Consider the following 14,989-nt stretch of genomic DNA (forward strand, 5'->3'; position numbering starts at 1 on the left):
TTAGTGGAAATACAATATATTAATCCGGATCATTTTCAAAATTTCTAGGATGATTTACAGGATCCACCTCTTCTAAATCCTGATCAATATCAATCAGTACATCAGAATCAGCAGGCAATTCATTTGTATCATCTTCATTCGAACTTTCATCTTCCTCATAATCTCCCGAAACTAAAAATAGAAAATGAGGTTGCTTTTCGGGTATGCGCTTGTCAGTAGAATCTTTTTCTTTTATAAGTCTTAAGATAGTATGGTAATTTGTAATACTGCCCGAGCTTTTTGGATTTTTGTAAATGATTTCCATGAGATGTAACTTAATTATTATTAGACAAATGTACTCGTATCTTGTAATTAAAAGATTATAGATGAATAGGTTAGGATTTGTATAATTTAAAGGTTGATGTTATTAATAAATTTATAACAAATAGGTTTGAATCATGTAAATTTTGATGGCTTTAATATAAATAGAGGAAGGGAAACTAGTCTAATTTTGTTGTTAAATCAATTGAAAATTAATTAGTTAGGTGGTTTAGTGAAGAGTTAAGGGTTTTTATTTTTTTCACTACTCCAATAACAATATTTAATTGTGATAAAACAATAAACTTATGCAAACAAATCAAACTCATCCGGTATCACTATTGATTAATGATACCCGATATAATCTGAACCTAATGCCCTGGATATCTCTACTGGATGTACTACGAGAAGAAATTCATCTTACAGGCTCCAAAAAGGGATGCGATCATGGACAATGTGGCGCATGTACCGTTCTAGTAGATGGTAAAAGAGTATTAAGTTGTTTAATTTTAGGCGTAATGAAAGATGGTTCTTCAATTACTACTATCGAAGGAATTGCAAATGGCGAGGAACTACATCCCTTACAAAAAGCTTTTATCGAAAATGATGCTTTTCAGTGTGGATATTGTACACCCGGACAAATTTGTAGTGCAATTGGTATGTTGCAGGAAGGAAAAGCACAAAGCAGAGTAGATGTTCAGGAACTAATGAGTGGTAACTTATGCAGATGTGGTGCTCATAAAGGTATAATTGATGCCATTATGGAAGTGAAGGAAGGAGAAGGTTATGAATAATTTTTTATACTCTAAAGCTACAGATATTAATCAGGCAATATCGCAGATTATTGATGGTCAAAATAATAAGTTTATTGCTGGAGGAACTAATATCAATGATCTTCTTAAATATTTTATCACAAAAGCAGATAAGCTGGTAGATATTAATTCGATAAAAGACAACCACGACATTACAAAGATTAATAATGGCGGAATTAGAATTGGAGCGTTGGTGACTAACGCTGATACTGCTTATCATCCTATTATTGAAGAACGATATCCATTATTATCAAAAGCAATATTAGCCGGAGCATCGGCTCAAATTAGAAATATGGCGACAAATGGTGGTAACATATTGCAGCGCACCAGATGTTATTATTTTTATGATAATAAGACGCCATGCAACAAACGAGAGCCAGGTTCAGGCTGTTCTGCTTTAGGAGGATACAATAGAATTCATGCTATTTTAGGACATAGCGAAAACTGCATTGCTGTATTTCCATCTGATATGTGTGTGGCTCTGGCAGCATTGGAAGCTACTATAAATATTAGTGGTAGTGAAGGGGAGAGAACAATTGACTTTGCAGATTTTCATAAACTCCCAGATGAAACTCCCGAAATAGATAATAATCTTCGAAAGGGAGAAATTATTACCAGCATCGACCTTCCTGAAAAAGGATTTCAAAATAATTATTCATACTTAAAATTGAGAGACAGAAGTTCGTACTCCTTTGCGCTGGTCTCTGTAGCAACCGGACTCATTATCGAAAATGGTACTATTACCGAAGCCAGAATTGCACTTGGCGGTGTAGCCCATAAACCGTGGCGTGTTCCTAAAGCTGAAGATTTTTTGAAAGGGAAAGAACCTACCGCAATAAATTTTGTCGCTGCAGCAGATCTTATTCTTGAAGGAGCATTTGGTTTTGAGCACAATAAATTCAAAATTGAATTAGCAAAAAAAGCAATTGTGAGAAATAGTCTTATGGCACTTGAGCCGGAAAAGCAACGAGCAGGAGCTAAACCGTCTTTGTAATAACCTTTTAAACTTTAATTATGAATAAACAGCCATTTACAGGAAAACCTTTAAGTCGTTTAGAAGGTCATCAAAAAGTGACCGGAAGTGCAAAATATGCAGGCGAATACGAAGCAGAAGATTTATTATACGGATATGTAGTAAACAGCACCATTACCAAAGGTAAAATCATTTCGATAGATAAAAGTGAAGCGAATAAGTTAGAAGGAATAGTAGAGATTTTTACACATGAAAACCGTCCGTCAACGGGATGGTTTGATTTTCAGTACGCTGATATGGATGCACCCCCGGGAACCGTTTTTAAACCCCTAAAAGATAATGATATAAAATATAATGGACAGCCTATTGCACTGGTGGTAGCAACTACTTTTGAAATGGCCCGATATGCCGCATATTTAATTAAAGTTACTTATAAAGAAGAAGAATTCACAACCGATTTAAAAGCAAATTATAAGTTGGCAAGAGAACCTAAAAAAGGACTTGCATCGATGCTAAAACCACCGCCTCCAAAACCAACCGGTGATTTTGAAAAAGCGTACAAGACCTCATTTGTGCATCATGAAGGAATATTTAACCATGGTACAGAAAATCATAATCCGTTGGAAATGTTTGCAACAACAGTGATTTATGAAGGAAAAAATAAATTAAAAATTTACGATAAAACACAGGGAACTATAAATTCTCAGCTTTATGTTGCCAATGTTTTTGGTTTGAAAATGAAAAATGTTCAGGTTATAGCACCTTTTGTTGGTGGTGCCTTTGGATCTGGTTTGCGACCACAATATCAATTGTTTATGGCTGTAATGGCATCATTAAAACTAAAACGAAATGTAAGGGTTACTTTAGACAGAGCTCAAATGTATACTTTTGGACATCGCCCTCCAACATTGCAATACACAAAATTCGGTGCCAATGCTAACGGAAAGGTCAACGCCATAAATCATAAAGCAATAGGAGAAACATCGCAATTTGAGGATTATGTAGAAGTAGTAGTCAATTGGTCTGCTATGCTTTATCCTGCAGAAAATACACTTTTGGAACATAAATTAGTTCCGCTGGATGTATATACCCCACTAGATATGCGAGCTCCAGGAGGAAGTACAGGTATGCACGCAATCGAAATAACAATGGATGAATTGGCATACCAGCTAAATTTAGATCCTCTTGAGTTAAGGCTGATTAATTATTCGGAAATAGATAAGACTACAGGTAAAGAATATTCCAGTAAAGAATTAAGAGCCTGTTATCTAAAAGGCGCTGAAAAATTTGGATGGAAAGAGAGAAATCCAAAACCGTTAAGTATGAAACGGGGCAATAAGCTGGTTGGCTACGGTATGGCTACTGGTATTTGGGATGCCAACAGACTTTTAGCACGTGCACAGGCAATAATGACAAGTGACGGAAAAGTTACAATTAAAAGTGCTGTTACTGATATAGGAACCGGAACTTTAACTGTAATGACACAGATTGCAGCAGATGAATTAGGTCTTTCGATAGAGGATGTCACTTTTTTATATGCCGACAGTAAAATGCCTTTTGCACCCATACAAGGCGGTTCTTTTACCGTTGCAACTGTAGGTCCGGCAGTAAAAGCGGCATGTAAAGCACTGAACAAAAAAATATTTAAAAAAGCCAAAAAGATAGAAGGTTCTCCTTTAGAAAAAGTTAAATTTGAAGAAGTAACGTTTAGTGATGGTTGCATTATTGTCACAAATGATCCTAAATTAAAATGTACGGTACAAGATGTTTTTAAAACCAATGATGGTAAAGAAATAAAAACAACCAATACTTCAATGCCCAATCCTTTACAATACAGGAAAAAAGCAAGAGCGGTTCATAGCGCTGTTTTTGTAGAAGTAGAAGTAGATGAAACATTAGGAATTATAGAAGTAAAGAGAGCTGTAACAGCAGTTGCAGCTGGAAAAATTATTAATCCTAAAACAGCAGAAAGTCAGATTTTAGGAGGTATGATTTGGGGAATAGGCAAGGCGCTTCATGAAGAAACGATTACTGATCACAGATTTGGGAAATACATGAACGCCAACTTAGCAGAATATCATATTCCGGTTCATGCTGATATTCCAGAATTAGGAGTATTATTTGTTGATGAACAAGACGACTTTGTAAATGATTTAGGGGTAAAAGGAATTGGAGAAATTGGTATAGTGGGAATGGCGCCTGCGATTTCGAATGCCATTTTTCATGCCACAGGAAAACGCATAAATGATCTCCCGATACATTTTGACAAATTACTTTAGAAAAGAAATAATTTAAAAATTAATACGCATGATCAGATTAGTAAAAAAAACAACAGCACTATTGTTTCTATGTTTAGCAACAAGTTTAGTACAGGCACAGGAAAAAAATAAGGATTCAAAGTGTCGTTATATCAAAACGGCTTCAGGATATTTGATGGTGTTGCGTGAAAATGATAATGTACTTGCTGCTATTGAAAATTTGGTTAAGGAACAACAAATTCCATCTGCAAATTTTACCGGAATCGGTTTTGCACGCGAGGTTACATTTGGTTTTTATGATTTTAGTCAAAAGAAGTTTAATCCTAAAACCTTTTCAAAAGTGGAAATGGGAAGTCTGACAGGATCAATTGCGTGGAGTGATGGAAAACCTTCTATACACGTGCATGGTGTCGCAACAGATGATAAATTTGATGCTTATGGCGGACACATTTTGGAATTGCATGTTGGTACAGGATCAATGGAAATTTATATTACGCAGCATCAGGAAAAATTAGAACGAAAAATCGAGCAGCCACTCAACGCAAACGTATTACAGCTTCCTTGCGCAAAACTCTAGAAGTCATTAAAGAAAAACATAGAAAAAGCTCCAATTCTCTTAAATCGGAGCTTTTTCTTGTTCTTAGAATCTGCCTTTTATCTTATCCATAAATGAAAGTTTGATGTCGCTGCTTTCTATAAAAGCACAGTCTTTTATTAGTCTGTAGGCATTCCATCTAACATTTCTGTCAGGATCCTGTAATTTCGATTTGATTTTAGAAATAATTGTCTGATCTGTGTTTTCATCGATCCAATATTCTATTAAAAACAAAGCATTCAATTGAATTTTCGGATTTTTATTATCTAATTCTTTGCTAAGATATTGCGCTATTTTTTGAGATTCCAGCGTCTCGTTATCATCTTGAGTGATGGTTTCAATCAATTCAATTAATGCTGTAGCGTCATCGCTTTTTTTAGACATTTCAAACATTCGGATGAATTCGGCAACCAGAAAGCTTTCCCAACGTTTATAATCTTCAGATAAAACATAATAGAGAAACTCTAACTGATCGAGTTTGTTATAAACATCAGTTCGGCAGTATTCTATTAAATCATTTTCGTTTGCTTCTGCAAGCCTAAGAATTTCTTCTTCTTTTTTAATGGCCTCTTTTTCCTTAAGATCTAAGTACGCATCAAAACCAATTAGGTTATTAAAAACATTATTGCTGGAAACCGTTTCAACTCTGTTGGCTTGATTGTACTGATTACGGAAGCTTTTTATAAGTTTTGTAACAGTCTCCTCATCGGTTTTATAAGCAAAGAGATTAACTTCTACTGTTCCTTTAGAACTGGTAAACTGCAATATTGCACCTACATAATCAAATCCTGCACTTTTAGAATGTTCTTCTTTTTTGGTCACGGTTTCTTTGCGAATGCTTTTCCAGGAATGGAAAATATTTTCGACAGTAATTCCTTTGTCTGAGAGTATAAGTTTCTTTTTTAGTTTTGAAATTTCTTTTATAATATCATTTCCGAAATAAAAAATCATTCCTATCGCTATCGCTAAATAAGCATAATCAGCTCTTTTATAATTGGCGTAATCAAATTTGATGGTAGAAATCAAATAAAAACCTGCAAATACGAGAATAGAATATGCCGCTATTCTGGCCAAAGCATAATTAAGAGAATAAGAAATAACGACCTCCTTAGCTGAGGTTGGTCGTGAGTTAAAATGATCCATTTAGAAGGTTGATTTGGTTTTGGTTTCCGAAAGTACAAATTATACCAATACCTTAGGCAGACATTGTCATTTTGACTACATTTTAAATCATTTTGGCTACTTTACAGCCTTTTTTTTCAGGCAATTTTGCATTATAATTTAAATCTTTAATAATTTAAAAATGGAAAAACGTATACAAGGATTTATAGAAACGATAAATACTTTTGATGTAGAACAGACATTACAATTATTTGCAGAAAATGCGATAATAGACGATGTCTCAGTAGGGGAAAAGTTTACTGGAAAAAGTGGTGTAGAAAAATACCTTAAAACCTATTTTGTAGGCTATAATACAAATACAAAACTAGAAAATATTGAAATTGTAAATAGTTTCAGCAGTAAAGCAAAAGTTGATTTTAAAGGCAATTTCGGTCACGAAAAAGGAGGCCTGGATTTTACCTTCAACAACGAAGGGTTTATAGTGAGGATTGATGCCTATTTAGAGTGAGTTGTTTATTCGTTGGATTGTTTAACTGTTTAACTGTTTATTTGTTTATTTGTTTAATCGTGTTGGATTGTTTAACTGTTTAAACGTGTAATCATTTTAGGATGATGTTTTGCTTATTTAAAATAAAACCTCCAGCTAAAAACTGGAGGTTCATCATTCAATATAATTTATCTAGTAAATTCATTTTAATTTTTTAAATCCTTCAATCTTATAATCTTTCAATCCAAAAATCTAAGAATCTAAGAATCTAAGAAATCTAAGAAATCTAAGAAATCTAAGTAAGTCTAAGTAAGTCTAAGCAAGTCTAAGTAAGTCTAAAATCTATTCCTTAAACAAAATAATAGCAGCTTTATACCCTGTACCCACATTCCATTGACTGGATTCGATAACAGTACCTTTATCATCAAAAACTTGAAATTCTGCAGTATTTGGTGATGCAGAACCTTCGTTTAAAGCTTCGAAGTCAATTTTATTAATACCCGGTTTTAGCTTAATTTTAAAATCTTTAAATTCACCCACTAAACTAACTTCGGCTTCAACTACTTCATCATTAAGTAATATTCTAATCTTATCACCATCTACAAAAGCAGCATCACGATAACGAATTGTCGAAGTAATGGCTTTAGTTCTAAATCCTCCTAAATATTGATTACGTCTGTAATAGATACCTTCAACATTCGCCTCTGGTTTATACAAATTTGTATCTCTAAAAAGTTCCTCAGGATTAATTTTTAAAGGATCCGGCTTTTCTACAATTGTTGGCGGATCATTTTTTGGAGGTGCAACTTCCTTTGGAGGAACAACTTCTTTTTTAGCATTTGCATCTTTAGGCGGAATTGGAGTAAACTTATTATTCAATTCTTCTTGTGCAAATCCTTGCAGAGAAACAGTTATCATTATAGTTAAAAACAATATTCTTTTCATATACTTTATATTTAATTTAAAAACGGCATTCCGTATGTACATAAACATTGTAATTGTCGCATTTATTGCATGAAGAGAGAAGTATTATTAAAAATGATATATTCCGGAAGTATCTGTAAAAGAAAAGGATAATTATGTAAAATTTTTGGTATTCATAATTTTAAATTTGAGATAGTACAAACAAAAAAGAAATTATTATGAAAATGCTATTAAAAACTAAAGTCATAATGGTACTTGTCCTGACCGGAATATTATTTTCTTGTAAAGATAATAAAGATGGTTACAGCGATGAAGTCCAAACAGGACAACTTCCTGCTGATACTACCACAACAGTATCAGATACAGCGGGTGTAAGTGGTTTTAGTACAACGAATAGTGCTAATGCTAATGAAGCAGTTGGAACAGAGGATGGCGGAACCGGTACAGGAATTGGTCCAGGTGAAAGTCCGAACGACGGTGCTACAGATTCAGGTCCATCAGAAAAACATTCAAAAGACAGTATCAACACTTCAAAAACATCAAAGAAGACTACTAAAAACAAATAAAATAGTACTAAAGTGAAATTTTGCTTTTTCACTTAAAAAATAAAACCTGTAATGACTATCATTTCAGGTTTTTGTGTGTCTAAAAGTGACACCCAAAAGATGTAAAACATTAATATTCACCATGTGAATAATGTTAATAAAACTTCAAAATTTATATAATCAAGGGTAAAACGGGTATTTTTTTGTACCTTAAAAATTCAAACAGTAACAGCAAAATGACAAAATTACGGATATCGATAATTAATATTCACGGACTTTTAAAGGGTTCCGGACTCGAAATAGGCAGAGATGCCGATAATGGAGGACAAACCAAATATGTTTATGAGCTCGCAGAGTTTTTATCACAGCACGAGGATGTAGAACACGTTGATTTATTTACACGATTAATAGACGATCCTAATCTCTCTCCCGAATATGCGGTAGCGGTTGAAAAAGTAAATGACAAATTTGATATTAGAAGAATTCCGTTTCTGGGAAAAAAATACAAAGCAAAAGAACAATTATGGGAAGGTTTGGATACTTTTGTAAACGGTGTGGTACAACACATTAAGTTTTATAATATATTTCCGGATTGGATTCACTCTCACTACGGAGACGCCGGTTATGCAGCGGCAGAACTTTCAGCAATTCTAAATATTCCTTTTGCGCATACCGGACATTCTTTAGGATATTACAAAAAGAAAAAACTTATTGAAGCCGGAATCCCGGACGAAGAACTCGAAAAGAAATTTAAGTTTAGGCAAAGGATAGCAGCAGAAGAAAAGACACTTGAACTCTCTGAATTCATCGTTACTTCGACAGAGCAGGAAATTGAAACCTATCAGCCTTATAAAAATTTTGATGTAGGTAAATACCATGCTATTTCACCCGGAATTGATACTCGAAAGTTTGTTCCTTATTATCATGTCGAACAGGATTCAAACAAACAAATGGAAGAAGAGCAACGAAAATACTGGGTCGCCGAATCGATTTCTAAATTTTTAATAAATCCACACAAACCCTTTATCTTAGCCCTTTCGAGGCCAGATCGCCATAAAAATCTTCATACTCTAATTGAGGTTTATGGAAAAGATAAAGAACTACAAAGTATTGCCAACCTGGTTATTTTTGCAGGAATTCGAAGAGATATTTCGAAAATGCCGGAATCTGAAAAAGATGTTCTAACTGATTTACTGCTTTTGATGGATAAGTATGATTTGTACGGTAAAATGGCGATTCCAAAAAAGCATGATGTAGAAAATGAAGTTTCTATTATTTACCGTTATGCAGCAGAAAAGCGGGGTGTATTTGTAAATCTGGCACTTCATGAAAATTTTGGTCTTACGGTTATTGAATCAGCAAGTTCAGGATTACCGGTAGTGGTAACTAAGAACGGAGGTCCTTCAGAAATTCTTCCCACCTGTCAAAATGGAGAATTGGTTGATCCACAGGATGAAAAAGAAATCAAGAAAGCATTGCGAAATATTCTGACAGATGAAAATCAATGGCGATATTATTCCAATAACGGAGCAATCAATATTCAAAAACATTACAGCTGGTTAACGCATGTTAATCATTATATTGAATTAGTAAAGGAAAATTTGACAATGTCATCTGGTTCAGGGATCAAAAAGCAACATTATCCTAATATCAATATTGAACGATTAAAAAGAAAAGTGGAGCATCTTTTAGTTTCAGATATAGATGGAACACTGATTGAACCCAAATTAAATAATCCGGGTTTACAGGAATTAAAAGCACATTTAGTAAATCGGACAGATAAAATGGCTTTTGCAATGGCATCGGGAAGAAATTTAGATTTGGTCAAACAAGTTATAGAAGAAGAAGACTTTCCTTCACCCGATTTTGTTATTTGTTCCGTAGGTACCGAAATCTATTACACCAACGGGAAAGAGTATATTTTAGACAAAGGCTGGGCAAAGTTTCTGGCAGGACAGTGGAAGAGAGATGATATTGTAAACCGCCTAAAAGATATTCCCTGGTTGAGATTACAGGAAGAAGCAGGGCAAAATCCATTAAAAATTTCGTATTATTATGATATAGAAAAATACAATTACGATCAGATAATTAAAGCATTAGGAACAGGATGGTATAAGGTAAATATTATTCCGAGTCACGGAAAATTTATTGATATCATTCCCAAAAGAGCATCAAAAGGTAATGCTATTAAATTTTTATGCCGTAAATGGTCAATTCCTTTATCAAATGTTATTGCAGCAGGAGATTCAGGAAATGATATCGATATGTTCAGAGGACCTATCAGAGGAATTATCGTAGGGAATCGAAGTGCTGAACTCGATCACTACGAAACATCCAAAAGTATTTTTATGGCAAAAGATGCTGCTTCAGCGGGTATTTTAGAAGGATTAAAACATTATAAAATTATAAAATAGTATGTATTCAGGTTCAGGATTTAGTAATTGGGAGATAGGTGATGTAGATGTATTTATAGACGAGTATGGTGTTCATCATTTATTTCATTTGATTATTCCAAATCACGATTATATTGCGCATGCAATTTCAAAGGATGGTCTTTCATGGAAAAGGGTAAAAAATGCCTTATGGGTAGGCGATCCCGGAGAATGGGATGATGATATGCTTTGGACAATGCATGTTAGTAAAAATTCTGAAGGAGAAGGTTACGAAATGTATTATACAGGTTTAAAAAGGCAGGATAAAGGAATTATCCAAAAAATAGGAAGAGCAGTATCATTAGATTTAGTGCATTGGGAAAAAGAAAACCAGTACGGACTTCCGTTTGAGAGTGAGGCGCCTTATTATGAAAGTTACGAAAACAATCCCAGAGAATGGCTAAGTTTCAGAGATCCTTTTAAATACCAGTTCGAAGGAGATGATTATTTATTAATCTGTGCGCGCAGCGCTGTTGGACCAACGTACAGAAGAGGCTGTATTGGCGTGGCAAAAAGAAAGAATGATACTTATGTACTGCAAAAACCGTTACACATGCCTTATGTGTATGATGATGTAGAATGTCCTTGCGTTATAGAAATAAACGGAATGCATTATTTGCTAGGTTCAATTCGCGAAGATATAAAAGTACGCTATTGGTTTGCTCCTGATTTTATGGGCGAATATCATGCTTTTCATAATAATGTATTGATGCCACAAGGTAATTATGCCGCCAGAATTGTGAAAGAAGGCGATTATTATCTGGTTTATAATTTTTATTTCATTGGTGGAAATGTAAATACACATCGTGTTATACCACCTCCAAAACAATTAGATGTAGACAAAAACGGAAGACTTTTATTAAAATCATATCATCATTGGAATACGCTGTACAGGCGAACTATTCTGCAGAAACACTTACCGCTTCCAGTACCTATTTTATGTAATCCTTCGGCAAGTTTTACATTAGAGAACGAAAGCAGATGGGTATTTGGCTGTAGAAGCGGTTACGAAGTTTTTTGCTTTGATAAACCGTCAAGCGATTTTGTATGGGAAGGTACGCTTGCAGTAGAAGGAATGGGCAAAACAGGTTTTGTTATAGAGTGTGACGAAGAAGGAACCGCTTACTACATTTCACTTGATTTTGTTAATGGTTTTGTGCAGTTTAGAGCATGGGGATTTAATGAAAAAGACGTAAAAAATAATTTTGTCTTTGAAAACATTCAAACCAATCTATTTGAAATAGTAGAAAACAAAGAAGTTTATTTCAAGATCATTCGTTATGGAAATTATTATGAATTATCGATCAATGATTTTGTAAAATTGACGTTACTGGATTTTAAATACAGTGATGGTAAAATTGGAGTTTACGTTTGTTCAGCGGTTGTATCCGTAACAGATTCTAAAATTCATGTTATTCCAGAACCAGAAAATGAATATGCAACATCAGATCCTAATAAATCTTTTGATGAATATCTTAAGAAAACACCAATGTAAAAGTGCTGTTTGTTAGATAATAAAAAATGATTTTTGCGTTATAGCAGGTTTAGTAACCGTTTATAATGCAAAAATCATTTTTAGTTTTATAGTTATTTGGTTTTATTTACTTTTCTTTAAAGCATCTAATAATTCAGCCAAATCTACTATAGCATAAGTAGAAGAATAATCAGATACAGCGTAAGGAAGTATTAAGCTGTCGTTGTGTATAATTGCACCACAAGAATAAACAACATTCGGAACATAACCTTCACGTTCGTCTTCTAGCGGAGAAAGCAAAGGTTCGCTTAGTCTTCCAATTTCTTTAGTTGGGTCTTCCAGGTCAAGTAATGACGCTCCAATACAATAACGACGCATCGTACCCACACCATGCGTAATGATCAGCCAGCCTTCTTTTGTCCAAAGAGGAGATCCACAGTTTCCTATTTGTGTAAACTCCCAGGTATAACGTGGTTCCTGAAGCAGGATAGGCGTATTCCATTGTGTTACGCGGTCAGAAAACATAATGTAATTGTTTACCCCATCAATTCGGGCAAGCATTGCATATTTTCCTTTAATCTTTCTTGGAAACAAAGCCAGATTTTTATTTTGAGCTCCTGCACCATGCAAAGGCATTACTCTAAAAGTATAAAAATCTTCGGTTGAAATCAGTTTAGGTAGAATGGTGTGACCATTGTAGGCTGTATAAGTTGCCATAACTCTAACGGAATCATCATCATCAATGAAGCGCACAAAACGAGCATCTTCGATACCGCGGCTTTCAGATTCAGAAATTGGAAATATAACACGTTCTGTAATGTCAGAATCATGTTTAAATTCTAGATCATAAAAAGATTTTGCCAACCATAAAATTTCATTTAGCGCAACTCTTCTTTCTTCGCGTATAGTAGGATCACTTAAGGTATTATTTACAATATTTTTCAGTACTGCATACTCAAATTCTTCAGGCAAATTATCCATGATTTGCGTAATATACTTGTCGGTCGTATGCATTTCAGATAATTTTAATAAAAAACGTTCCTTATTGAAAAACGTTTTGTGTAAAATCTCAGCCTTATCAATATGGTGACCATTTTTCATTACCTGAAGATTGTTATTCTTATCAAGAATTCCTCTTCTAAAGACAATTGACGAAATATGACCTTCACCGGTAGCCCTAAATGAAATGATAACACGTTTTTCTCCCGCTTCAAGACCGGATTGGTCAAAATCTTCAACAATCGAAGGGTTAAAAATAGCTGCAGATTCTATCGCATATTCCATGGTACAATAAGAACCAATAAGCATTTTACGATTAAGAGACATATTTTCATAATCAATCTGCATGCCTTCAATTACATCCCTTATTTTTTCGCAGTGTTTAAAGAATATCGAAGATATGTTTCTGTGGCGTCTGGCAAATTCGCGAAGTGTTTGTTCCAGTGTTTCAGACACCTGTTTTTCGTCAAGCGTCATTATGCGCTTAACCATTTGCTGAGTCCGTTCTTCACCGTTCATAAAATAGCGTGTAACTACTCTTTTAGAATCGGGAGTGAATTTTATATTTTTACGGAGGACTGATAATCGCATAGTTTTCTTTTTTTAAACAAGATAAAATCCTGTATTTTAATTATTTCTATACAAGTTAATGATTTTGTTAAAGAAAAAAAACTTATTTTTTCAAAATTGCGATAGTGTATACGGTTTTGTTGTTTGTAGTTTATGGTTTGAAGTTTCGAGTTCCAAGCTGATAATTTCGCAATTCACAATTCACAATTCACAATTCACAACTCACAATTGAAAAAAAACTTAATTCCATATTTCATTCATCTCAGTAAGTATAATTGGTTTTCCATCAGTAACGACTATTGTATGTTCGTGTTGTGCCATAAAACCACCTTTGTTTCCAACCATTGTCCAGCCATCTTGTAAAGTTTCTGCAATTGTAGAAGTTGTAGAAATAAACGTTTCGATAGCAACAACAGAGTTTTTCTTGAATCGGGTAAGATTAAATCGATCTCTGTAATTGGCAATTTCATGCGGTTCTTCATGTAAACTTCTGCCTGTACCATGTCCGGTAAGATTTTTAATGACTTTGTATCCCTTCTTCTTAGCTTCGTTTTCTATAAGAAATCCAATATCCGAAATGCGAACACCGCCTTTTATACTATAAATTGCTTTTTGAAGAATTTGTTTTGAAGCTTCTATTAATTTTTGATGTTGATTGATATCTTGCCCAATTACAAAAGATCCTCCATTATCTGACCAAAAACCATTTAATTCTGCTGAAACATCAATATTTATTAAATCACCATCTTTTAGAATCGTTTTATCAGAAGGAATGCCATGGCAAAATTCATTATTCATGCTAATACAAGTCCATCCCGGAAAACCGTATGTTTCGTATGGAGCTGATTTTGCTCCCAGATCTTTCAAAATCTGACCACCATAGTTATCTAATTCTTTGGTTGTCATGCCAGCTTTGGCAAAATTTCTCATTTCTTTCAGCGTGTAGGCAACAGCTTCGCTGGCTTTTTTCATTCCAATTAATTCTGCCTCTGTTGTTATTGACATAATTTTTATTTTAAGTATAATTACAAAATTAAGAGTTTAATTGGCATCTGCTAATTCAATATCCATAGTTTTTATTAGTCCGTCCTCAAAAGTATAAATGTGTTTCACCACGCCATCAAATACAACACCGCCTTGCAAGTCTTTTACATTTTGCTGCACCAGAACTTCTAAAGAACCATTTTCCCGTTTTACAAATCCAATTGGTTCTACTTTAGGATTTATCTCTGTCCATTGTCTGCTCCAGTATTCCTTAATTTCATTATGTCCGCTTATATAACCACCTTCCCACGCTTTAGACCATTGTACATCTGGCTGCATCGTTGATAATGCCTTGTCAATATTTCTTTCGTTAAACGAAGAATAGGCGCTTTCAATAATATTTTTGAATTGATTTTCCATACTACAGAGATATTTGTAGATAAATTTTTGTATTTACCAATTATAAATTTAGTGCATTTATCTTAAGATTAGATTTAATATTTAAGAAATTATATGT

General features: G+C 34.0%; 14 protein-coding genes. 8 read left to right on the forward strand and 6 right to left on the reverse strand.

Features of this window, described 5'->3' with window-relative positions; all coding sequences use genetic code 11:
• Window positions 1–19: 19 nt before the first annotated feature.
• Window positions 20–304: a hypothetical protein gene (locus tag B0A66_RS17190; protein ID WP_089051092.1), complete on the reverse strand. Its 285-nt coding sequence runs from the start codon at window positions 302–304 to the stop codon at window positions 20–22.
• Window positions 305–605: 301 nt separating this feature from the next.
• Between B0A66_RS17190 and B0A66_RS17195 the strand changes: the two genes are divergently transcribed.
• From B0A66_RS17195 to B0A66_RS17210, 4 genes are read left to right on the forward strand one after another with little or no spacing between them, the layout of a single operon-like run.
• Window positions 606–1,091: a (2Fe-2S)-binding protein gene (locus B0A66_RS17195; RefSeq protein WP_089051093.1), complete on the forward strand. Its 486-nt coding sequence runs from the start codon at window positions 606–608 to the stop codon at window positions 1,089–1,091.
• Entirely contained in the window at window positions 1,084–2,103 is a 1,020-nt protein-coding gene (locus B0A66_RS17200) for an FAD binding domain-containing protein (RefSeq protein WP_089051094.1), read from the forward strand. Before B0A66_RS17195 ends, B0A66_RS17200 begins: the two co-directional genes overlap by 8 nt.
• Before the next feature lie 20 nt (window positions 2,104–2,123).
• Entirely contained in the window at window positions 2,124–4,361 is a 2,238-nt protein-coding gene (locus tag B0A66_RS17205; protein ID WP_089051095.1) for a xanthine dehydrogenase family protein molybdopterin-binding subunit, read from the forward strand.
• 28 nt (window positions 4,362–4,389) lie between these two features.
• On the forward strand, window positions 4,390–4,917 hold the full coding sequence (locus B0A66_RS17210) for a PPC domain-containing DNA-binding protein (protein WP_089051096.1): 528 nt from the start codon (window positions 4,390–4,392) through the stop codon (window positions 4,915–4,917).
• Between the two features lie 63 nt (window positions 4,918–4,980).
• On the opposite strand, the gene B0A66_RS17215 is transcribed toward B0A66_RS17210, so the two are convergent.
• Window positions 4,981–6,078 (reverse strand): hypothetical protein, encoded by a 1,098-nt coding sequence (locus B0A66_RS17215; protein ID WP_089051097.1) that lies wholly within the window; start codon window positions 6,076–6,078, stop codon window positions 4,981–4,983.
• Between the two features lie 160 nt (window positions 6,079–6,238).
• Here B0A66_RS17215 and B0A66_RS17220 point away from each other — a divergent pair, with 160 nt between their 5' ends.
• Window positions 6,239–6,565, forward strand: coding sequence for a nuclear transport factor 2 family protein (locus B0A66_RS17220; RefSeq protein WP_089051098.1), 327 nt, complete (start codon window positions 6,239–6,241; stop codon window positions 6,563–6,565).
• 321 nt (window positions 6,566–6,886) lie between these two features.
• On the opposite strand, the gene B0A66_RS17225 is transcribed toward B0A66_RS17220, so the two are convergent.
• Window positions 6,887–7,489 (reverse strand): hypothetical protein, encoded by a 603-nt coding sequence (locus tag B0A66_RS17225; RefSeq protein ID WP_089051099.1) that lies wholly within the window; start codon window positions 7,487–7,489, stop codon window positions 6,887–6,889.
• Between the two features lie 197 nt (window positions 7,490–7,686).
• On the opposite strand from B0A66_RS17225, the gene B0A66_RS17230 reads away from it, so the two are divergent.
• The 3 genes from B0A66_RS17230 to B0A66_RS17240 all read left to right on the forward strand — a co-directional run bounded on the left by B0A66_RS17230 (window position 7,687) and on the right by B0A66_RS17240 (window position 11,940).
• Window positions 7,687–8,034: a hypothetical protein gene (locus B0A66_RS17230; protein ID WP_089051100.1), complete on the forward strand. Its 348-nt coding sequence runs from the start codon at window positions 7,687–7,689 to the stop codon at window positions 8,032–8,034.
• Window positions 8,035–8,249: 215 nt separating this feature from the next.
• Window positions 8,250–10,427, forward strand: a complete 2,178-nt coding sequence (locus B0A66_RS17235) for an HAD-IIB family hydrolase (protein WP_089051101.1) — start codon at window positions 8,250–8,252, stop codon at window positions 10,425–10,427.
• Window position 10,428: 1 nt separating this feature from the next.
• Window positions 10,429–11,940 carry a glycoside hydrolase family protein gene (locus B0A66_RS17240; protein ID WP_089051102.1) on the forward strand — a complete coding sequence of 504 codons (1,512 nt, stop codon included), beginning with the start codon at window positions 10,429–10,431 and terminating at the stop codon, window positions 11,938–11,940.
• A gap of 102 nt (window positions 11,941–12,042) precedes the next feature.
• Here B0A66_RS17240 and B0A66_RS17245 read toward each other — a convergent pair whose 3' ends face one another.
• From B0A66_RS17245 to B0A66_RS17255, 3 genes are all read right to left on the reverse strand, one after another.
• The gene (locus B0A66_RS17245) at window positions 12,043–13,509 is read right to left on the reverse strand and encodes a glycoside hydrolase family 130 protein (protein ID WP_089051103.1); all 1,467 of its coding nucleotides are present in this window, start codon (window positions 13,507–13,509) and stop codon (window positions 12,043–12,045) included.
• Between the two features lie 219 nt (window positions 13,510–13,728).
• Complete coding sequence (gene map, locus B0A66_RS17250) at window positions 13,729–14,493, reverse strand: type I methionyl aminopeptidase (protein WP_089051104.1); 765 nt, start codon at window positions 14,491–14,493, stop codon at window positions 13,729–13,731.
• Between the two features lie 36 nt (window positions 14,494–14,529).
• Window positions 14,530–14,892 carry a nuclear transport factor 2 family protein gene (locus B0A66_RS17255; RefSeq protein WP_089051105.1) on the reverse strand — a complete coding sequence of 121 codons (363 nt, stop codon included), beginning with the start codon at window positions 14,890–14,892 and terminating at the stop codon, window positions 14,530–14,532.
• Between the last annotated feature and the right edge of the window lie 97 nt (window positions 14,893–14,989).

The organism is Flavobacterium hercynium, assembly GCF_002217285.1.
Taxonomy (GTDB): Bacteria; Bacteroidota; Bacteroidia; order Flavobacteriales; family Flavobacteriaceae; genus Flavobacterium; species Flavobacterium hercynium.

What these genes read in the sequence shown, in the direction of transcription:
- B0A66_RS17235 (WP_089051101.1), top strand. Translation starts at nt 8,250, where the DNA reads ATGACAAAATTACGGATATCGATAATTAATATTCACGGACTTTTAAAG.
- B0A66_RS17255 (WP_089051105.1), bottom strand. Translation starts at nt 14,892, where the DNA reads ATGGAAAATCAATTCAAAAATATTATTGAAAGCGCCTATTCTTCGTTT.
- B0A66_RS17190 (WP_089051092.1), bottom strand. Translation starts at nt 304, where the DNA reads ATGGAAATCATTTACAAAAATCCAAAAAGCTCGGGCAGTATTACAAAT.
- B0A66_RS17215 (WP_089051097.1), bottom strand. Translation starts at nt 6,078, where the DNA reads ATGGATCATTTTAACTCACGACCAACCTCAGCTAAGGAGGTCGTTATT.
- B0A66_RS17245 (WP_089051103.1), bottom strand. Translation starts at nt 13,509, where the DNA reads ATGCGATTATCAGTCCTCCGTAAAAATATAAAATTCACTCCCGATTCT.
- B0A66_RS17205 (WP_089051095.1), top strand. Translation starts at nt 2,124, where the DNA reads ATGAATAAACAGCCATTTACAGGAAAACCTTTAAGTCGTTTAGAAGGT.
- B0A66_RS17195 (WP_089051093.1), top strand. Translation starts at nt 606, where the DNA reads ATGCAAACAAATCAAACTCATCCGGTATCACTATTGATTAATGATACC.
- B0A66_RS17240 (WP_089051102.1), top strand. Translation starts at nt 10,429, where the DNA reads ATGTATTCAGGTTCAGGATTTAGTAATTGGGAGATAGGTGATGTAGAT.
- B0A66_RS17230 (WP_089051100.1), top strand. Translation starts at nt 7,687, where the DNA reads ATGAAAATGCTATTAAAAACTAAAGTCATAATGGTACTTGTCCTGACC.
- B0A66_RS17200 (WP_089051094.1), top strand. Translation starts at nt 1,084, where the DNA reads ATGAATAATTTTTTATACTCTAAAGCTACAGATATTAATCAGGCAATA.
- B0A66_RS17225 (WP_089051099.1), bottom strand. Translation starts at nt 7,489, where the DNA reads ATGAAAAGAATATTGTTTTTAACTATAATGATAACTGTTTCTCTGCAA.
- B0A66_RS17210 (WP_089051096.1), top strand. Translation starts at nt 4,390, where the DNA reads ATGATCAGATTAGTAAAAAAAACAACAGCACTATTGTTTCTATGTTTA.
- B0A66_RS17220 (WP_089051098.1), top strand. Translation starts at nt 6,239, where the DNA reads ATGGAAAAACGTATACAAGGATTTATAGAAACGATAAATACTTTTGAT.
- map (WP_089051104.1), bottom strand. Translation starts at nt 14,493, where the DNA reads ATGTCAATAACAACAGAGGCAGAATTAATTGGAATGAAAAAAGCCAGC.